Below are 21834 nucleotides of genomic sequence, written 5' to 3'. Positions count from 1 at the left end.
CAATCATGATTAATCTAAATCCTGCTATCGAACAAAAAATTAATCAATTTATTCTGGAAACCCAAAATAAATTTGGTCAGGATAAATCAGCTACCCTTGCTAGTTACCAAACAGAAGCCAAAACAATCACTCAAGAGACTAATAATTTAAGAGATGAACTTATTCAAAAACTAGGTGAATTAACTTTTTCAGACCCTTTACCTAGCAGAGAAGAATTAGAAAAACAAATAATAGCTCATATAGATCAGCTTGTGGAGACAATCAACCTTTTATCTACGGGTAAAATTTCAGAAACTCCTCTTGATACTTTAAGCCAAGAAACTGATAGTTTAGTTGCAACAATTACGACTCTATTCGATGCTAATGCTAACGATGCAAACTTGCCAGAACTTGAGCAAAAACTAACTGCTTGGCAAACAAAAATTAAAGATACTTTGGTTAAATTTTCCACGACTGTGGAATTACAACAGAAAAATGAGTCTTTGATTGCTGAACTGAAGGATAACTTAGACAAATATAGTTCAATTCCTGAAGTAGATGAACCCTTTGAAAAGTTAGTCAAGGAATTTAAAGATAATTTTGCACAACTACAAGAAGCAAGTGTTTTATTTCAAACTTTAGACGATTTAATCAATGAAATTAAAGCTAGAGATGAGGTGATTAAACTAAATCAAAGAATTGATACTTTGCTGGGAAAAACTAAAGAACAAGTAGCGGGATTCCCTCCAGAATTAGACCGGGAAGTACAGGGAGAATTAGCCAAATTAATTATAATACTAGGGATAGCGCAGGTGGAACTCATCAACAGTTCCAAAGCTTGGGATATCATGCAAGTAAAGTCGGTGGTAGATGCTGGAGAAATTGCGATTAAATCTTTAACAGGTCAACCTAATATTATTTTGGCACAAAAATTACGCTATGCTGCCGAAACAGGATTAAGAAAAACCCAGATGGGTTTTTGGAATGGTCTAGCCGACTTCAGAGATAATCTTTTCCATTCTATCAAAATACCTACAAAAGTTTTAATTGGATTAGTGTTAGCTCTCCCTTTGAATTGGGGTATTATGAACTCCCCTCCAGTGAAGAATTTGCTTATGCCCTTACCTCCAATCTCAAATTCTAGTAACCAAAATACTGAGGACAAAGATGAAAATTTTAGACTCTTGATATTGATATTGATGACAGGGACTTTAGGGGGAGCAGTTAGTCTTCTAACTCGTTTGCAAGACTTTGATAATCCCAAAAATCAAAAATATGACGATGACTTCTTGCCATTGTCAATTGGTTTAACCAAACCCATTTTAGGGGGAAGTTTCGCTTTCTTTATTCTGCTAATTCTTAACTCTAGCATTTCTCCCTTACAAATTCGGACTGACAATGGAAATAAGGGGAATGACACCTATTTATATGGACTTTTGACAATGGCTTTTGTGGCTGGATTTAGCGAACGTCTTATTCCCGATTTAATTAATCAAGTAGAGAAAAAAGTAACTGTAGAGGCTAGTTCCACTGGACAGGGACTACCTCCAACGATTTTGATCGCTCCGTCTAGCCAAAATTTAGCATTAAATGGAATCCAGGAATTTAGCATTAATCCCGTTGGTAACTACACCATCACAATCTCACCGCCAGAAAGCGGTAAAATTGATAAAAATACCACTGATGCCAAATTTACCTACACTGCACCTGCACAAGGAAATCCTGGGGATAAAATTACTATTACTGCCACTTCTGATTCTGGACAAACTGCCAAGGCTACGGTCACTTTAACTGCATAAAAAAAGACCGAGAGAGCCTTCTAGTTTGACAAAAAAGGATAACTCCCATTTACCCCGATTTCGGGTTAATGGGAATAGCCAAGGCTTGAACTTGAATTTTTTTTAACTCGGAAACTAATCGAATCGCCTGCTGTTCGTAGAGGGGGGCGCCGAGAGTCGCTGGCAAATTTTCCATGAGATCGCTGGCGGTTTTCAGGGGACAATTAGAAAAACGACTGATCACGGTGGGTGCTTCCGCGGCAATATTGCGGTTAAAGGCTTTTTCCACCCGCACGCGCCAAGTTTTGGGAGTGCGACGACCCTGCTCCACCCGTCGCAGTCCGTTGATGGTGGCCAGCACCACAATGCGATCGCCGATGCGTAAATTGAGATAATCTTCGGGCATTAATTTCGGGGCTTGCCGTTCTCGTTGGTGTAGGATCGGCACGACTCGATAACCGTAGGCAATATCCCCGATCGAGCTACCATTGAGAGTATCTCCGGCTTCGATCTCGTATTCTGTCACCAGAATCGTTTTTTGCGCCCAACGGAACAGATAGATAATATTTTCTCCGAAAGCCGCTCCCGTAAAGGCTTCTGCCGCTACGGTGTTGGTTCCTAAAATGTGAGATCGGGGCAGAATTTGACTTAATTGTTGACTAAGGTTGTCGTCGGTGGTGCGGATGACTAAGTAGCTTTGGGGGTTGAGTTTGCGGGTGGTTAGGGCCACTTCTAAATTGAGGATTTCGTCATCGGTAACGATCGCTATACTTTTAGCCCTATCTAAATTGACATTTTTTAAAGATTCTTCGATATTTCCCGTCATCAGGGGCATTTTTGGCAGGATAGTTGCATCAAAATCCCTATTTAAGCTCACCCCAACGATTGCCTGTTGCATTTCTAGTAATAAATTAGCCACTTCTTTGCCGACTCGACCTAAGCCCACAATAACGATATGATTCTGTTGGGGAACTGGGGGATGGTTAGGGATAAATTGAAATCTTGATGATAATAAAGTTTCTGTCAAAATGGCATAGAGAACCCCGATAAAAGCGGTTCCAGCTAAGGTTAAAAAGAGACTAAATAGCTGCATCCACCAGGGAACCGCATTTAAATATTCGGGGTTAGAGCCACCGAAAACATCGCCGTAACCACCTAATAAAAGGATCGCTGTTCCTGAAAGAGAGGAAATAAAGGAAGCTCTCGGGGCGTAGAGATGGAAAAGAAAAGTCCCGATAATTACTAGGAGGATAATGATAAATACTGACAGGAAAGCCACCCGATGAATTTGCTGCTGAAAACTCAATTGCCAGAATTGTTGGATTTCTTTGAGGAATTTCTGCCAAAAATCCCGCAACTTCTGGGGAGAATTTAACGGTTTCTGGCGGACAGCATCGATGTTTTGATAGGTAGTTTCGATGGTGGTAATGGTATCACCAGCCCTGATAGTGGTGGTGGGAGACCATTGATAAAATCCGGCCCTTAAAGGTTCATCGGGGGCTGTGTGTGCTAACAGACGACGGGTGGGAGTATTTAAATCACCTAAAAAGCGATCGAGTAAACCATCTTCGGGGCTAATTTGTCTCTGGATAATCCGCAATTTCTGACCGTCGAGATGCAAAAAACCGAGGGTTTCTGTGCCTAATGTGGCTAAAGCAAAGGCATTGGCGGGTAGTTGGGTGGGTTCATAGGCGATAAAATTGCCTAAACGTTCCTTAAGTAGCTGATTGAGATTATCTTTAGAAGAACGCACCACTAAGCGGGTAAGAGGATTTAATTGCCGAATAATTAGGGCGGTGGTGGCATTAATTCGCTCATCACTGGTGACAATTAAAGCAGCCCGACAGCGATCGATTCCCGCTCTTGCTAAAATGTTTTTTTGACGACAATCACCGATAATTATTTCCTCTAATAAATCGGGAAAATCATTAATTTCCCAACTGGGAGGCTGTATTAGTTCGATACCGACGACGCTAACCCCAAACTCTTTTAAAGACTTGACGCAGTGTTGTCCGAGACTACCCAATCCACAAACTAAAAAGCGATCGGCTGACTTGACATTCCCAGGGACAAAGCTGAGAGATTCTTGGTTCATAGATTCTGCTTGTCTTAAAAAATAGAAGGATTTTTTAAACTTCTGATCCCCCCTGCCCCCCTTGATAAGGGGGGTGCTGATCTCCCCTTAATCTACCCTTAATTTTTTTTTAACTAAGGGGGGTATTAGACAATTTTAAACACCTACCTAATTATAACATACCAGCATTTTTATTGCGTACCCGTTGATACATTTCTTCCATTACCTCGATAAAGGAGGTATCCTTATCCCAAAATGCAGGATAATCACCGGCTTTTTTAATGACAATTGCGGGAATAGTTGCGGATTTAACTAACTGAGGATTTTCGGGTAAACGGTGATGGGAGTGCCAAAATTCTTTGAGATCAATTGTTTCTGCTGCTGCTATAGTTTCGGGTTTAGTGTGATAGGAAGTAACTGGGTTAAGAGGAATTTTTTCCTCTTGGATGGAGGAGGAAAGCAACTTACCGAGAGGAGTTTTTGCTAACTCTTGCAGTAATTTTTGACGAGAGATACCCCGTAATTCAAATAAGAGGAAAGGATCCTGATCTAATTGGGAAGCAACGAGGTAATAAACTCCAGCAATATGTTTACAGGGATTTTCCCAATCGGGACAGGAACAATTGGTGATAAAATCCTTTTGACTGTGGGGTAATAAGTGGATATTCAGATCGCTAAATGCTTCATCAATATTATCGGGAACTTCTTTGAGCAGCAGTTTAGAGATCATACTCGCTCTTGAACCAAGATTGTATAAAGCTTGTGACCACTCTGCTTTAGTAATTGGTTTAATCTCGATACTCACCTTATACAAAGGTTCTTTGTAAACCCCAAAGTAGGGATTAATGGAACCTCGCACCTGAGCAGTAATTAAATTACCGTCAATTTCGTAATTCTTGACTTTATCATTTTTAGCGTAGGAACGTCCTCGACTCAAACGCGCTGAGTCGGTAAATTCTTCTAATGCTTCTATAAAGCGTTGTCCCCACCAAGTTTTACTAAATTTATTCATAGGTTTACCTCGATTAAATAATTGTCTGTTTATTCAATGCGATTAACTGACGAAAACTTTCGTTATCTAATTCCGTTAACCAGGATTCATCATTACTAACAATAGCATTAGCTACCTTTTTCTTTTCCTCGATCATTTCATCAATTCTTTCCTCTAAGGTTCCCAATGTGACAAATTTATGCACGAAAACATTTTTTTGTTGACCAATTCTAAAAGCGCGATCGGTTGCTTGATTTTCCACCGCAGGATTCCACCAACGATCGAAATGAAAAACATGATTTGCTTTAGTTAAATTAATCCCCACTCCCCCAGCTTTTAGGGATAAAATAAATACGGAAGGTTCTGTTTCAGGATGTTGAAATTCTTCGATCATTTGTTCTCGTTTTGGTTGAGAAGTCCCCCCGTGAAGATAATAGGTATTATAGCGAAAAGTTTGTTTGAGGTACTTTTGTAAGGAGTCACCGATTTCAGTAAATTGAGTGAAAATTAGCAGACTATCTCCCTCTAAAATTACTTCTTCTAGCATTTCTCCCAAACGCTCTAACTTATGCGATCGCTCAGGAGTAAAAGCACTGTTATCCTGTAAAAATTGACGCGGGTGATTACAAATTTGTTTCAAGCGCATCAGGGTAGATAAAATTAATCCTTTGCGTTTTATTCCCTCCGCTTCTTCTAATTGTTTTTCCACTTCTTTGATGACAACTTCGTAGAGAGAAGCTTGTTCTTTAGTTAAATTACAATACTGTTTGTTTTCCACTTTGTCAGGTAAATCTTTAATTATCTGCTTATCGGTTTTTACCCGACGCAGAATAAAAGGTTCCACTAATTTTTTGAGAACCGTGGACTGGAGACGATCATTTTGTTTTTGGATTGGCACTTCAAAAGCTTTACGAAATTGAGTTTCTTTACCTAAATAACCAGGGTTAAGGAAGTTAAAAATTGACCATAAATCAAGCAGTCTATTTTCTACTGGAGTTCCCGTTAATGCGAGACGATGTTGTGCAGATAAACTCAAGATTGCTTTAGTTTGTGCCGCTTTAGGATTTTTGATATTTTGTGCTTCATCAATTACTAAACGTTGCCAGGATTGCGAGTTAAATAATTTCAAATCCTTGCGAACTAAGGTAAAAGAAGTAATGACGATATCCTTTTGACTAGCTACTGTCTGAAATTCGTTCTCATCTTGATAGCGCTTACTACCATGGTGAATTAAAACCTGAAGATGGGGGGCAAATTTTTCAATTTCTTTTGCCCAATTTCCGACCACGGAAGTGGGTGCAACTAGCAGAGTTGGTAAAACATTATTATCTCCCTCTCTTTCCCCAATCAATCTAGCAATTACTTGTAGGGTTTTTCCCAGTCCCATATCGTCAGCAAGACAACCATTTAACCCCAATTGTTCTAGGTATTGAATCCAGGCAACTCCGCGCTTTTGGTACTCCCGCAGCGTTCCTTGTAATTGGGGAGGATTTTCGATCGGTTCTAGTTGACTAGGATTTTGTAATTTCTCTAGCATAGAACTTAAAAAATCATCGGTTTCAACAATAATTTCCTCTGGGTATTCGGCAGCTTTTTTCATTAATTCAATCAGATTCATCTCAGGATTTTCCTGCTGATATTTCTGCCAAAAATCTAGCATTTGCTGCATTTTATTTTGTTCTAGTTCTACCCATTGACCTCGAAATTTAACTAAGGGTGTTTTGGTGTTAATTAATTTTTGCCATTCCTCTTGACTAATAGTTTCTTCACCGATGGCTAATTCATATTGATATTCAATGATGTTTTCGAGGCTAAAAATCCCTTTACTAACGGGGGTAGATTTGCCTGATTTAGAAGTGGTTTTTAGCCGAACTTTAGCGCGTTGACGGCCTTCGGGAGTCCACCAAGCGGGAATAATTACCTTATATCCTGCATCTTCTAAAATCCAAGCAGTTTCTTTTAAGAAAGTAAAAGCTTCTGTAAGGTTGAGATAAAATCCCGTCGGTTTATCCGTTTCTAATCCTTGCCAAATGGGGGGATAAATACGGGCAGCATAACCCAAACTTAGTAAAATATTTTTGTCTAAATCTTGACCAAAATGCGCTCGTATGCTTGTTCTAGTTTCGGGTACTGCATACCAATATTCGTCTAATTCTAATCGCAGGGAGGGGTCTTGTTTAGAGATGAGGATAAAAGTAATTTGCCACTGTTCAATATTATTTTCTGGGGCCTCGGTTAGTTTAAAACCGAGGGTAAAATTAGATATATTTTGGTCTCCTAGTAATTGCTGTCTCCAAGTTTGCCACTGTTGATATTTTTCTAAAGCGGCAGCGGTTTGCAGAAATCCAGCAGTCTTAGTCACAGAGAAGCAATCACCTATAATTGTCTCGCTAATTTTTTTATCAAAACTGGCAGGAATTGCCGTATTAGTGACAATTTCATTGAGGAGACATTCCGAGAAGTGCCGGAGTAGGGTGTTGGGGTCGTATAATTGTGGTGAAGCATGGGGATTTTCAGCGCCGGCAAGACAAATGCGGGGAAGATATTCGAGATAGTGATCGAGATTGGTTTCGTAGGTTGCTGATATAATTTCCCAAAGAGGGTAGATGGCAAAGTTAGCGGTTTTCTTGTTATTTGTGGTTAATTCTCGATATTTAAAGGCAGGAATATAGTTATCTTTGAGAATTATTTCTTTAAAAGCTTGACTGTAGTGATACCAAAAAAGTAAATCTGCACCTAACTGAATCTCTGAGGAGTTGTAAAGACAGATAAAGTGCAGATCATTGAGCAGTTTAAGTACAGGATTAAGGGGATAACAATCAATTTGCCAAGATTGCCATTGGCTATTTTCTGGGGGTTCTTTTTCTAGATAACGCAGTAATTCTAAGGAGGGTAAAGGTTGATTCTCGTGACTAGGTAAAAGAAAGTAGCGGGGGACAAATTGCCGACTAAGAGGATTATAATTCGATTGAACTATTCCTAACTCTCCAGTGAGAAAGCTAGTTAATTCTTCTTTGCTTAACTGAAAAGGATGATAATTATCGGCAGTGGTGCGACTCTTTTTCGGGGTGCTAGTTTCTCCCCAAAGATAAAAGCTACCCTTCTGAATAAATTCATCCGTTGATTGGGGAATCCAAGTACCGTGAAGAATTTTCATGGTTTTTAATGAGTACAAAAGAACTTAAATGAGGGCAATACTTAGCCTCTAGAAAAATTGTAGCGATTATGGGAGGATTCTCCACACTTTTTTGTCCCTTTGCGAACCCAGAAGTCCTCTGGATAAGAGAAAAAGGTTAATAGAGCTTCTAGGATAAAAAACCATTGAAAAGACGTGATCAACGGTTTTTTTGAGCTTAAAGCTTATCCCTATATGGGTTGAAAGCTATTTTTGTTCTAGGTTTTGTTGAGGTTCCACTAAGAGGGATGTCTAATTATATCAATTCTCCAAAATCCGGCTACAAGAGTTCGATCCCCCTACCTTCGGCATCTCCCTTAAAAATGGGAACTTAAATTCGATAATTCGATCTGTAGTTTTTATGGGTGAGAATTGGTATTAATTAACTTTTACCCAAATACTGCGGAAATATTTTTCGGAATTATTTTTATCGATAATATCTTTACAGGGAGTATTACCAACTCGCTGGATTGTACCATCATCGCTTAAAATCTGAAAGCGATCTTGGAAATGGGGATAAAACAACAAAGCTTCTGGACGAAAACCTTCAGGGAATTGCAGTGATTCTATCTTTTCTGGTGCATCTTCTTTTTTTCCTGACCAAGTATAGAAAACAAATTGATCGCCTCCATGAAATTCTCCGGCAATAATTAAATATACTTCTAAAGCTGGCCAAAATTCAATGCTACGAATTCCTAATCCTCCCAAATCTAGCAGGATAGGATCACCAAATTCAGCTTTAGCTGTGGTTGAATTAGTAACTAAACTCTTGGGATTTTTTAGGGGTAATAAAAGAGCTTTACTGTTGGGGACAGGATTACGAAAACCGATTAAGATATTTCCGTCTGGAGTTGCCGTTAAACCTTCAATATTTAATCCTCCTTCAGCTTTGGGAGCTTTGGTTTCTGCTGTTTTGAAATCAAATATTTTAGCCAATTGAGAGTCTTCGATAATATCGCGCAATACTAACTGAGTATAAGACTCACCCACTTGAACTATACTAGAGCCGTCATCGGTAATTTTACTAGCAAAAAATTGATGACGAGGGAGTTTTCGTTCAGCATTTTTATTGCGGCCATGAGAAGTAATCCAATAGATTATATCATTTAGCACAGTTACCCCTTCTAAGTCGATTTCTCTATTTTTAGGATTGTTTTTTAGCCAACCATTAATGTCAATGGTTTCCAGCGCTTTTCCCGACTCTTGAGAGGAATAAATCCAGAGAATATTACCTAATTCTAAATCTGCCTCATCATTACCAATAACAAATTTATTTTCTCCTAAAGCAGTGGCTGCAGAAGCATCACAAATTCCCTGATGTTTGATTTCTTGGATAATAGAAAAGTTGAGAGGTTGCATGATTGTATTCTCCTTGTTAACCAGAAAAGTGAGGATTAAGAAAATTATAGGCAATAAAAGATAAAAGGACAAAAAATGACTAGAAATAATTTGAGAAAGGATTGGTTTGAAGATTGATTAAAAATCGTTAAACTGACAGCCATAATTATTTATTTCTGAGTATTAGGTAATATGGGTTTGCCAGTATTACGCACATTGATAAACTTCCCTAAAATATCAAACCAAAAAGGTGCGCCCATCGCCACGGCTACTCCGGTCATTAGCCAGCCAAAGATAGCTTGTAACAAGCCATTTTGTTCTCTTATTTGTTCACCATTAAACCATCCTTTTTCATCCCAACCAATTGGCAAAGGTTGATTAATTTTTTCTAAATCCTTGACACTAACTTGTAATTTTTCTGTACATTTAGCTACCTTGGTGGGATCAGCTTGAGCATCTTTAAAACAAGATTTATTAGTTTGAAAAACTTCTGTCGCTACCTGATTAATTCCCTGTCTTAAATTGGAATTTTTGGATAGTTGCTCAATAACATAAAAACTATCAATATTGAGCAAGGCAGCCGCTAAAAAACCAAAAGCGAAAGATACCCCCTTGGCATTTCTTTTATATACCCCCGATGTTCGCTCCATAATTTGAGTAAAAGTGTTGGCTATTTCATCAATAAAATTCTCCAGAGTTGGATTGTCATGTTTGAGTTTGGTACTATCACCTATTTCTATCAATCTGTTGATCGCTAATTTGTCTATTTTTGAGAAATTGGAAAGACTAGCTAATTTCTTAAAAATTCCTGTTTTTTCTCCAACAAGATTTTTTCCTAAAAAATCCGCTTTCAATAATTTTTCATTATCTGAAAGTTGACTATTAACTAGACTAATTAGAGATTCTGCCAAAACTTTTGGTTCAACATAGGAAGGACCAGCCGAATTTCCAGTTATAGGATTAGTGTATTGATTGAAACTTGATAATAACGAGTCATTATTGTACAAAGATTCCACCGTATTTTTCCCCAAGAATATTTCCAGAGCTTTTTTTAAATTTCTAGCCCGAAATTCTAATAAGGCGGCCAATTGTTCCTGTAATTCGGAGATAATAAGGCTGGAAGCTAAGTAGATAAAAATTAGAGCAACAATAATTTCGAGAAGGGTTCCTAGGTTCATTTTTAAGACCTCACTATTGATTTTACAAGTTTTTGTTTTTAGTTATGACCAAAGCAAATTAAGCCAATTCTTCGGTTAAAATGCGGCGGACAATTTCGGTGACAGCGGCGGCTAAATTGGTATCTCTTTCCCTGTCGGAACCGTTGGGAGTACGAAGAGCTAAGGAGAAAGTTCTCAGTTTAGCTGGTTGCACACGATTATCAACAAATTTGACGAAAGCTACATAAGCAAAGGAACTAGGACCGAAGCCAACTTTAGAAATTACCACAGGTTGACTAATCAAATTTATCACACCTAAAGTTTCTAAAGCAACATCAATATATCGTGATGCATCGGTTCCCATAGCACGAACAACGGTTTCTAAACTATTCCATTGACTGCCGATAAAACGAGTATTAGTAGTTAAATGTAGATGCCATCCTAACATCGTAATTAAACGCACTAAATCATAAGTCGATACATCATTTGTTCCCGTGGTATTATCTACTGGTGATCTTAAGACGGTAGCACTGCTACTTAAATCTTTGATAATTGGATCTTTAATCAGAGAAGGATTAAAATATCCCCCAGTAAATTTACAACTGGTATTTCCCGTTTGAGCTTTTAGCCAAGCTTCCAAATCCGCTCGTTTAGTAAAGCGTTTAAACAAGGCTCCAATTTGATTCGAGCGTCCCAGAGAACCATCAGCATCTTTTCTATAGGAAACCATATCAACCACCAGATCAAAAAATTTAGGTTTGGGAGAATTAGCTGGTTCAATCACACAATTATCAACATCAACTGTAGGGAATTTCTTATTAATTTGTTCAATTGTGTTAAGAACTCCAATGAATTTAGTGGCACTGAGTAATTGTTCTGGATTAAAGGCATCTTTCCCTAACCAATGGGTTTTGATTGGACTGCTGCCATCGCCAAAACTTCCCACACATACACAGGCATGAGAGATGTTACTGGCCAGAAAATTTAAGCCATTTGTGTCAATATTGGGTAAGTTTCCCCGTTGGGGATAATCGCTAAAAGTAATAGTTTTCCCTGATCCTACGAGAGTAAAATTAGTTCCGTAGGAAACTAAATTAGTCCCGTCTGGTTTCTGTTTTAAGTGTTCAGGATAGTCGTCCACTTCCATGGCAAAAGGCGAATTCCGCAGTGTTCTAGCGACGAATGACTGAGTTACCCCAATATTAACCGGTGCGATTGAATTATCTTGGATGGTGGTTAATTTGTTAAGTATAAATTTAGTATCTTTGGCTTGATCTAAGATAAAAGGTAGCTGTTTTGTGTCAAGTAAATTAGTAGCAATATTGGGATTAATTGCCACTGTGTCAGAAGGAAGTCCAGATAAATCGAAGGCTTGACAAAATTCTTTGAGTCCTCGCCAAGTAAAAGTATCTCCAGTGCCTAAATCACCATCAATCCATTGTCCACCGGGGTATAACCCTAAGTTAGCTAGTTTAGTTTGAATTTCTCTTACTAACCCTTGATCCGCTTTTAGTTGGGAACGGGTCAGAGTTTTGTTATCGTTAACAATGTCTTGTAAAGTTGCCATAGTTTTGTCCTTGAAAGAGATTAGGAAAGGATAGGAAAAGTATTAAAGCAAATTCTTAATGACAACAAACCAAGGTCGAGTAGTGTCCTTTACTTTACCATTGGTATCAAGTTTTAGGGTCTTTTGGGTAACTGAATCGCTGACATTTCCTCCAATAATATCAATTTCATTCGTTCTTTTTTCTACTACCAAATCACAATGAGAAATATAATTGTCAGTGGTATCATAAGTAACTCCTGATTGACGAGGAGCGCAAACTAAATCACCAATTTCTGGAGTTACTTCATCAATTTTAAAAGCCACAAAAGGAGCATTAATGATTTGATCTTTGCGTTTTTTAACACTATCTCGAATATAAACTGAATGACTCGCATCTCGCTTAAATTTATCGGCCGCACCTGCTTTTGTCATGATCCAAGAAATAAATGCTGCTGACCAAGGTACGTTACCCACATCAAAACGAGTGTCAATATCGTTACGATTTAGAGCTTCTTTCCAATAGGTAACAATGCGTTGCCAAAACCCATCTTCTCGTTCTTTTCTTGTCCCTTTTTTAAAAAATTCCCATTCTTGAGTAGCAATATTAACTAAGTTTTGCTTAAAATTTTGATCGACAAAAATTTCGACATGAGAAATAAAAGCAAACCAAGTAGTCATACCATCACGAGGCGTTTCTAATTGAATTTCCCAGTGATTATTAGGAGCGGATCGATATTGTTTGATGGCTAGGGTATCCCCTTTTGCTAAGGGAAATTTTTGGGAATCTGTTAAGGTACTGCTATCTTGAGGTAAAGCCTTGATGACGGTATTCACTAAAGCTTTTAGGGTTTTGTCAGCCATGATATAAAGTCTCCTTGAGAAAATAAAGAACGATTGAACGATTAGGATTTGTGCAGTGTATTTAAAGCACTTTTAATCCGGGTATCAGTAATCACAAAGGCAGTGAAGGTTTTGCTAGGATCACTCTTAACATGGGAGAAGGGATTTTTATTAGTAATTCCCAAAAAAGTATCAATCTTATTTCCTTTAATTGCACTCCCCACATCCGCCGCAAAGAAATAACCATCATGCTTCACTTTTTTTCCCGAAGGCAAAATGACTTCTTTTCCTCTTGCATCAGGAATATAAATAACTGTTCCTAAAGGGATCACGGTTTTATCAACGGCAATGGTACGATAAGGAACTAAGATAAAGCCTCCTGAACCATCTCCAAAAAATCCTTTAGCTGGGGCAAATAAAGAGCGATTCATGGCTCGGATAATGGCCTCTTTTAAGCTCGGAAAAAAGGGTTTACAATTGGTTTGAGCGGTTGTTCCGGTTGTGGCAAAGTTAAAGGTTTTAAGGGTATTGCTATCCGTTTTAACTTGTACAGTGCCTTCTAAAGCGGCAGTACACCAGTCTTTTTTAGACAGTTTAACGCCTAAAGAAGTACCACTGGAATTTTTTAAGGCAATGGCATCGGTCGCACTACTCGATTGAGCTTGATGAACAAAGTAGAAAGTAGAAAATAGGGTCAATTTTTTATCTTTAACGCCTTCTGTCGGTTCAGGAAAATCAAAGATAATTTGAGGTTCAGTTAGGGCAATTAGAACAGGAACAAATTTATCCTTTTGAGAAGGGGAAGTATAGCTAACTTGTGCAAATGCAGGAGAGACAAAGCTGCTCATAATAACTAGATAAATCCCTGCGATAATTAATAGTAAGTGTTGCAAATATTTGTTCATAATTAGTTCCTAAGAACGAATTTCAGTTAAAATGTCATTAAGTTGTTTTGACCACTGGTCTAGGTTAAAATTCTGAGGGTCATCATGTCCACCCGGTACGATTTGATCAAGAACAACATGAAAAGCAGGAATTAACCATTTTCCGCGCCGTACACTGGCCGCAATATAAACAACTGCTAGGCGATCTAATTGAGCTTTGGTAAAGCCAGGATCGGGCGATTTAGCATCATTTTTTCTGGGTGGAGAACATTGAGATTGACCAGGGTTTGGTTGACATCTTCTAGGTTGAACTAATTCAACTGCTAAGAATAAACCCTTACATTTATTCACCCCACAAAATTGATCCGATTCTCGTTTTGTAGAACGCCAAGGGATATTAAAATCCTTACGAGTGATGGATTCTCCTACTCGATTAATAATAATATGCGCGGGAGAATTGTCGCCACTACCATATTGATTGAAGTTGTTAAACCTCCAACTAGCTTCATTAATATTATTGGGAAGGGGATCATTTCCCAAATTAGGAGTGCTGGTATCATGAATAATAAAATAACGAGCCAATTCTGCACTGGGATTATTATTATTAGTTCGTGAAACTGGTTTATCTAATGAACCACCAATGTCTGCTTCGTTAATTCCTTGAGCTTGTAGATATCGTCTTAATTGCTCTTTACTGATATCGATGGTGGGTCTAGTTAAGAGTTGATCAAACGGAGCAGGTAAACTGGTTAAAGTTAGTCCTACATTCCCAAAAATTTTGGGTTGACGCAATAAACATTTAGCCTGATCGATAGAAGAAATCTGAGAAGTCGGTACTATTTGACAAACGGTTTGAGCTTGGATTTTTGCTTGAAAAAATAAGATTATTACTAAAGTAAATCCAAAGATCATGAATCGCTGAAAAAGCTTGAATAACACAGCTTTACCACTCCTTGAAATCTTGAAATAAATAGAAAGACAAATTTCTTCTAACTAGATAACTGGACATGACTGACTAAAATTGATGCTTGAGGGCTGCAAACTGAATTGATGATCAGAACCCCAAGAAAGCCAAGGAAATCAAGCTAGATAAAATTGTTGATAGCCGACGCTAACAGGTGTAGTGGTTCCTTTCAAAACAAAGACTGCATCGTTAAAGAATTTAATAAAGCGATCGCAGTGTGCGGAAGTACCAATGGGAAATTGACGCATTCGCCAACGATTATTGGAATTTTTGTTTTCAAATAGAGAACCAGCATTATAAGCACAGGCAACTTTGGGGGGATCTAACAAAGTTTTCAAGCGTTGATCGGCAATAAATGACGTTCCTGCTTTAATAGAAATACTGGCATTTTTTAAGTCATCTCGATCGATGGTTGAATTATGTAATGTACCTCTGGCCGTAGAAATTAATGTTTGCATTAAGCCAACACTGATCAAATGAGGGGTGATAGAATCAGATACATAACCCGGTTCTTTGCGGATAGCGTCTGCTTTTCCGTTCGATTCTGTGGCAATGGTGGCAATAATAATTACTGCTGGCACATTAAAATGTTTTGACCATTGATTAATTTCATCAGAAAAATTATTCCAAATTTTAGTAGCAGTCGCCGGTTGACCACTGGTTCGCTCAATGCCGCTACCTTCAATTTCCACTCCATCTTCTGCCAATCGCCAGCGTACACTATTAGGAAAAGCCCGATGAAAATCTTTTAGGGGATTATTGTCATTGTCATCGGCAAGCTCGGGAATTTCTAAAACTTGTCCCACGGAAATTTGATTAGGATTGGCAATATCATTGGCTTCTTGAATTACCACAAATTTTGAAGCATCACCATAAAATTTTAAAGCAATTCCTCTGAGGGTATCTCCCGATTTAATCGTGTAGGTTTGCATAAAATCATCTCCTGATGTTATCGATCTTTACTCAATTGTTACTGTCCGAGTTGTGCCATCCCAAGTTACAGAAAGATTTAGTGCTTGTGCCAAATCTACTATTTTCACAAAGCCGAATTGTTCAATTTTCTTGATGATTTCTTGTTGGCTAGTTCCATCGGGAATATCCATCGGTTTATTGCTGTGTTCAATCAGCAAAAATCCTAAGGATTTTGCTTCTTCTCCATCAGCAAATTTTAATTCCATCACTTCTTGATCATTGGCAGTAATAATTTGCCAATTAAAAGTATCTAGCAAAGGACGAATCTTGACGATACTTTTTTCATTAAATATCTGCGCTTCTCGGAAGGGTTTTCCTTGAACAACTGCTGTGATACTAGCCGGAGTTTCCACTAAACCAGAAACGCCCGTTAATTTGGTTTTGACTAGGGTTCTAAATTGATCTCCCACCTGTCTTTTACTTAAAGATGTATCCCAGGGTAAAACCATTGGATCCCATTTTCCGCGTTGGGGTTTATTAGGAAACTCACGTTCTACTTCTCCATGACCTAAAACGGTTTTAGCTGTTACTTCAATATCGTAAAAATCACATAGTTCTGCTACTACCTGCGCCATGGTTTCCCATTGGGTTTGTTTCATCGGAAAACTTCCTGCTTTAAATGGTTTTTCCACCGCACCACTCATACAACAGACGCTAACTCCGATTGAACCCGTACCAAACAGTGCCGTATGAGCCGCATAAACATTATCTGCGGTAGAAACATTATCTTTAATTGAGTGAGTTCCTCGCACTAACTTACCATCATCTTCGATTAAAATATGATAATGAGATTTATCGTTGCTAGATGCTTTATGTCCCCCTGCTGTCCAGTGAATAATGATTCTTTTCATCGAACAGTTAGGCATCCATGCTGTCGGTACAATTCCCATAGTTTTTACCTCTCAATTATTGAATTATCTGGTTATTTAATCAATTAAACTAAGCTCTCACGGGAGGGCGAATAGCAAAGTGAATGTGGTTATCATGACCAGGAGCAAAATTGCATAGTTTTTGTCCCAAAAAAGTTTCATCTTTCAGGGTCGCATCATTAAAAAACACTTGACTAACCAGTTTTTGTCGTCGCATGGCTTTAATCAGAGCGCGTGCTGCGGTTCGGTCAAAATTGTCACTTTCCCAAGTGATTCCGCCATGTTGTCCATCCGTGCGCGGAAGCCTTACATCACACATTAAACCCGTTTCATGGCCTGCGTGTTGGGGGGTGTCTCCTCCTGTGGGTTTACTAACATCATTAATAGAAAAAGCGGCACTACTAGGATTAGAAACTCGGAATGTATTATGATAGTCAGCAGCAATTTCTAAGATGGCATCTGCTAACCAACTTGTTCCAAAATCATGATCATCATTGGTTTGATTTTTCTCATGATTAATTAAGCTAATAGAAGGATTACTATCGGGCATGGTTTGCCAACGAGGTGCATTGGCCGCTTCTAACCATTTCTGAGTGGTATTGTCCACATCTATTCGTCCATCTCCACCTAGAGTTTCTCTCCCTGCAATAATCGATTGAAATAATTTAATAGCAAGAATGAAACCTGTATTCAAGGCTGCACTATTAGGATCACCGACAAAAGTATAGCCGAGGGAATGTAATCGCTGTTTAACTGCAATCTTATCGGCTGTTCGGTTGATTCCTCCTAATCCGACACTTCCCGTTAAATTCAGGGTAACTGCACCTGTTGCCTTCGGTGGAGAAGCCTTGATTTTGATTTCTACACTTTGATTATCAATGGCTATTTTAACAATGCGATCGCCTGCTTGTAAGAAGACAAATTCGGCTTTCCATTCTCCTCCTTCTTCTATTTTAATATCATCTAGGGGGAATTGATTATCAATTAAAACGGTGAGTTTTTTGCCTTTGTCGGCAGCGGCGGCGGTTCCTTCAATCCGAAAACTTTGTCCCACTTCCACTTCCTTGGGAAAACTGGTTACTTGTAAGGTATCAGGGAGTGGTGGAATAACAATTCCGTTGGCTTTTGCTAGTAAAGTCCTCGCTTCGGGAACAAGTTTTAACACTTTGCTTACATAACTTATATCTGCAGCAAAGCCTTTACTTTGAATAAAACCGATAAAGTTTTCAGGAGTTTGAGTATTTTCTTCTAATCCTTTATAGGGTTCACGGGTTAAAAATTTCCAATAACCTCGCAGAAAATTGTCAATATCCGTGAATAAGCAAAAGTCCATCGCTTCCGATTCAGAAGGTACTTTAATCGATTTAGGAGTAGCAAAAGGAGTCATTTCCTTGCGCCATTTTAAACCAGCGAAGTTTTTCTGGTCTTCGGCTAGTTTACTGGTGGCTCTGGCGGACTCTAATAGCCATTGAGCCAGAGAAACTTCTTTTAAATGACTAAAATGATCGGGAGGAATTGCAGTTAAGTTAACTTGCCGATTATCGGTAGCGTCAACTTCTCGAAAAATTATGGACAAATCAGCTTGAGCATATTGTTGAACTAAGTCATCTAGTAAAGCCATTGCTGTCTCCTGTAAGCGGTAGAAAATCAATTATTTCCCTGATATATTTCCCTTTATTTTGAGAAATAAATCGATAAATTTCTGTCTATTGCACGATCTTGGCAAATTCCTCAAAAATGAAATGTTCATCTCGATTAGCCTGACTTTTATCAGGCCATTTCACCCAAAAATGTCTTTCTTCCAAGCGCACATCCAACACGGCATAATCTCCCGGTTCAATCCCAACTAAGGTACTTGCCTCTAATTCAGAGGATTGTTCTGTGGAGGGTTTAAGAACAGTTTTTTGAGTAATTCTTAGGGTAGCTGGCTCTGGTGTGGAGTTGTCATCAGCATCTCCAATTAAACCAACTTTAATCGCTTCTGCCATCTTTTCTGCATCAAAAAGATCCATGTCTGCTTGGGAATCCACAAAGCAACATTCAATTAAAATTGCTGGCATTGAAGTATTTACCAACACAGAAAAACGGGTATTTTTTACTCCTCTATTTTTAAATCCTAGCTTGACAATTTCCGTCAAAACTGATTTAGCGATCGCTTGAGAAGTTTGACTAATACCATAAACCTCCGATCCCATTGCCTTGCTGGTGGGTTGAAAGGCATTAAAGTGAATAGAAACAAAAATATCAACGTTATTACTATTGGCTTTATTGGCTCTTTTTCGCAAAGAATCATTAAGACTAACGGTACTGGTCGGGGTGCAGTTAATTACTGAATGACCCGCTGCGGCTAATTTAGCAATTAGCCGAGTACCCACCTCTTTAATGACAACATCTTCCTGTCTAACTCCCGATGCGCCAATGTCATGAGGTGGGCAATTATGACCCATATCAATCCCAAATTTCATCTGTATACCTCCAGTTTCTTTAATGTTTATTTATTGATCAATTTCTCTGAATATACTCTACCTCAATTGAACTAATAAAAATCATATTTTTACAAAAATTTACTATTGTTTTATAGCAATTTTTACTAGAAAGTTTGGCAGCAATAATGCTATTCTAAATTAAGCTTTAGAATAGCAATACAATCAATTATTTTTCTTAACCATTAACTTGACTCCTTGTAGCTTTTAGCGTATCAGAGACTAAAGCGGGCAAACCATGAAATAGCTTAGTTCCCGTGGCAATACCTAAGGCTGACAAAACTAAATCTAATTTGTAGAATGTAGCGATTTGCTCAGGTTTGGTTGTCGTCATATTTACCAAAGGTTCTAGAATACGAATCCCTGTAAAACTTGCCATAAAACCAAAGACAAGACTTAAGAGGAGAGCATATTTTTTGGTTAGAGTTATGTACTGGAGTAACTCTTTTTGTTTTGAGATTAATTGTGCTTCTTGTTCCTCCGTTCGAGAGGCAATATTTTTCAAAACACTAATCTCTTGTTCTAAAACCTCTTTCTGGGGATTACGCCAAGCAGCAATAAATAATTCTACGCTGCGTTCCACCACCGCAACAATAGCAATTGTGCCAATGAAAATCTTATCTAGGGCGATATCTCCCCGCATAGTTAACGAGGGAAAAATGGCAATATTAGCAAGCAGTAGAAAAGCCACCAATCCGACTAAAAACAGCAAAAACCAGAAGGGATTATTTAGCAAAAATTTTTCAGTTTTTGTAGCCATGCTATTCAAGGAAAGGGAAGATTGAGTCATGAATTTATCTCCTTTTATGGATAATTTTGAATCTTAAAGAATAAATTAAACAAATTGATCGGTAGCAAGAATTTGAGCCAATTTCTTCTCCCTGTCAGCCACGGTTTCTGTGGTGGGAATATGGTCTAATAAACTGCTATAGAAAAAATAGGCAAAACCGGCAAAATCTCGCTCACGAGTCTCCTGCGTTTGTGCTTGAATTAATTGGAAATTTACTCGTCTATCACTGGGTTTTAAACCTGTGAGAATACCGATGACGGTGGGAATATGTTCCCGCGCTGCTTTTACCTCTGATTTATCGATTTCTCTCTCAAAACTCTGGACATCTCCACGATAAGTTTGCAATGCCAGTTCTTCAATTAATCCTTCCTTTTCCCATGCTTCCCAATCAGCTAAAGCATGATCAACAGAAAATCCTAAAGGATTGGGAGAAATGGAGAGAATACAATCGTCTTTTTCCGCTTTAATGGTTTTAAAAATCAATCGCACTAATTGAGTTAACTTCTCCTTACGCCAATCTTTAAATTTCGCTAATTGGGGATTGCTTAAGGGACTAACTGAACCAGTTTCCTTTTGAAAAAGTTTGATAGTAAAGGATTCAAACCCCATGCTAAAATCAAAAATTTTAGTACCATTAGGCAAGAGTTTTGCGTGATGAATAGCGAAGTGATCATCTAATTGAATACCATCAATTTCATAGTTTTTAACTACTTCACGAATAAGACTAACCCAAAAATCTTTAACTTCAGGATGAGCGGGATTTAAGCGGCAATTTCCATCACCATCAACGGTATTTTTCTGTTGATGAGTAAGCATAAACCAATCTGGTTTTTGGGCAAATAAGGGAGCAGCTGGGGGAACCATTAAACCATATTCAAACCAAGCAATAATCCGAAAGTTATACTTTTCTGTCTGATTAATCTCAATGATTTCTGCTAGTAGATCTCTACCGACTAACTCTTTTTCAAGGTTGACTTTTTTGAGTTTTTCCTTATCGGCAGTGAAAACATTATCAGCAATTTGTGATTGAAAAAACACATAGCCTTTGTTCCAAACTACTAGATAAAGAGTATTAAATCCTAAATTTTTAAGTTTTTCCAACCCAGCTTTTAGGTTATCTTTAGACTTGAGAATATCACTGTCAACATTGGTGAGCCAAACGCCCCGTATTTCTTCTACTTGTACATGATCATCAAAGAAAAATCCCGCTTTCCCTACTGAACCTTGTTCTGCGGCTAACTTGACAGAATAATGATTATTTTGGCGAAAATAAGATTTAATTGGTAATTTAGTTCCCGCTTTGATTAAGGATTTTTGCCCACTATTGAGGGTTTCAGAAAAAGCTGTGGAAGACTTGAAAAACGTATCCTGAAGAATATGAATGTGCAGCATATTTTTTACTCTCTCTCAGACAAAGGATAAATGAACCTCAAATCCGCAGCAGCGACGGGTTCGGAAGACAGACAAGCGCACTTAGTTCTGATTAATTCTCAGAATTTGCTCACGGCAAAATATAGTCAATAACCGACCCCAACTATTGCTCGAAAGTTACCACTGCTCAACTGTTTACCTAGCTTGAAAGCAACACTTAAACAGGCAAACCAAGAGCCGATGGTTCCTCCTATTGACGTAATGTCAAGGACAAAGGGTTTGGGAGCAAAGATCGGTTAGTTAGGGAAATCATTTGGGAACAATTTAACTCGCTCTATGATAACCATAGATAAACAAAAAAAATACTTAAATGTAACAAAAAAACACATAAGTCGGGAGGTGTAATTAAATATTAGACTTATCGAGGTTGAATTGAGCCACGAACCCCACAACTGGCATAGGTAATCAACTGGACTAACCTATATTACAAATCATTAAGCCGATTGACAGCCTTTCCGATCAAGACGAAGTGTAACCTAATGGCTCTTCTCGACTTTGTGTGATAATTTTTGCTTATGGAATCGTGAAATACTTATCGGGTAACACTTTTAGGACTATTTTGT

Annotated in this window: 16 protein-coding genes; 1 reads left to right on the top strand and 15 read right to left on the bottom strand. The window is 38.3% G+C overall.

Annotated features, from left to right (window positions below; genetic code table 11):
• The first annotated feature begins 5 nt into the window (after window positions 1–5).
• A complete protein-coding gene (locus tag PN470_RS18170; RefSeq protein ID WP_272104903.1) occupies window positions 6–1778 on the top strand; it encodes a hypothetical protein in 1773 nt (590 codons plus the stop codon).
• Between the two features lie 49 nt (window positions 1779–1827).
• Here PN470_RS18170 and PN470_RS18165 read toward each other — a convergent pair whose 3' ends face one another.
• The 15 genes from PN470_RS18165 to PN470_RS18095 all read right to left on the bottom strand — a co-directional run bounded on the left by PN470_RS18165 (window position 1828) and on the right by PN470_RS18095 (window position 21232).
• Window positions 1828–3852 (bottom strand): potassium channel family protein, encoded by a 2025-nt coding sequence (locus tag PN470_RS18165; protein ID WP_272104902.1) that lies wholly within the window; start codon window positions 3850–3852, stop codon window positions 1828–1830.
• 151 nt (window positions 3853–4003) lie between these two features.
• Window positions 4004–4843 (bottom strand): SWIM zinc finger family protein, encoded by an 840-nt coding sequence (locus PN470_RS18160; RefSeq protein WP_272104901.1) that lies wholly within the window; start codon window positions 4841–4843, stop codon window positions 4004–4006.
• Between the two features lie 13 nt (window positions 4844–4856).
• Window positions 4857–7979, bottom strand: coding sequence for a DEAD/DEAH box helicase (locus PN470_RS18155; RefSeq protein WP_272104900.1), 3123 nt, complete (start codon window positions 7977–7979; stop codon window positions 4857–4859).
• Between the two features lie 396 nt (window positions 7980–8375).
• Window positions 8376–9356: a DUF3616 domain-containing protein gene (locus PN470_RS18150; RefSeq protein ID WP_271935881.1), complete on the bottom strand. Its 981-nt coding sequence runs from the start codon at window positions 9354–9356 to the stop codon at window positions 8376–8378.
• A gap of 149 nt (window positions 9357–9505) precedes the next feature.
• Window positions 9506–10423: a hypothetical protein gene (locus PN470_RS18145; protein WP_271935880.1), complete on the bottom strand. Its 918-nt coding sequence runs from the start codon at window positions 10421–10423 to the stop codon at window positions 9506–9508.
• A 148-nt stretch (window positions 10424–10571) separates the two neighbouring features.
• Entirely contained in the window at window positions 10572–12059 is a 1488-nt protein-coding gene (locus PN470_RS18140) for a hypothetical protein (RefSeq protein ID WP_271935879.1), read from the bottom strand.
• 42 nt (window positions 12060–12101) lie between these two features.
• On the bottom strand, window positions 12102–12899 hold the full coding sequence (locus PN470_RS18135; protein ID WP_002776151.1) for a DUF2272 domain-containing protein: 798 nt from the start codon (window positions 12897–12899) through the stop codon (window positions 12102–12104).
• Between the two features lie 41 nt (window positions 12900–12940).
• Entirely contained in the window at window positions 12941–13783 is an 843-nt protein-coding gene (locus PN470_RS18130; RefSeq protein ID WP_271935878.1) for a 3D domain-containing protein, read from the bottom strand.
• A 9-nt stretch (window positions 13784–13792) separates the two neighbouring features.
• Entirely contained in the window at window positions 13793–14674 is an 882-nt protein-coding gene (locus tag PN470_RS18125; RefSeq protein ID WP_238142359.1) for a hypothetical protein, read from the bottom strand.
• Window positions 14675–14842: 168 nt separating this feature from the next.
• A complete protein-coding gene (locus PN470_RS18120) occupies window positions 14843–15658 on the bottom strand; it encodes a LysM peptidoglycan-binding domain-containing protein (protein ID WP_002750571.1) in 816 nt (271 codons plus the stop codon).
• Window positions 15659–15685: 27 nt separating this feature from the next.
• Entirely contained in the window at window positions 15686–16588 is a 903-nt protein-coding gene (locus PN470_RS18115; protein WP_130756674.1) for an N-acetylmuramoyl-L-alanine amidase, read from the bottom strand.
• Between the two features lie 49 nt (window positions 16589–16637).
• Entirely contained in the window at window positions 16638–18188 is a 1551-nt protein-coding gene (locus PN470_RS18110) for a glucosaminidase domain-containing protein (RefSeq protein ID WP_272104899.1), read from the bottom strand.
• 85 nt (window positions 18189–18273) lie between these two features.
• A complete protein-coding gene (locus tag PN470_RS18105) occupies window positions 18274–19032 on the bottom strand; it encodes an N-acetylmuramoyl-L-alanine amidase (RefSeq protein ID WP_272104898.1) in 759 nt (252 codons plus the stop codon).
• Window positions 19033–19228: 196 nt separating this feature from the next.
• Complete coding sequence (locus PN470_RS18100; RefSeq protein ID WP_130756676.1) at window positions 19229–19840, bottom strand: hypothetical protein; 612 nt, start codon at window positions 19838–19840, stop codon at window positions 19229–19231.
• Between the two features lie 45 nt (window positions 19841–19885).
• Window positions 19886–21232 (bottom strand): glycoside hydrolase family 10 protein, encoded by a 1347-nt coding sequence (locus tag PN470_RS18095; protein WP_272104897.1) that lies wholly within the window; start codon window positions 21230–21232, stop codon window positions 19886–19888.
• Between the last annotated feature and the right edge of the window lie 602 nt (window positions 21233–21834).

It is taken from the genome of Microcystis sp. CS-574 (assembly GCF_028329095.1).
Lineage (GTDB): Bacteria > Cyanobacteriota > Cyanobacteriia > Cyanobacteriales > Microcystaceae > Microcystis > Microcystis ichthyoblabe_A.
This window is presented reverse-complemented; position numbering and strand designations above follow the sequence as displayed.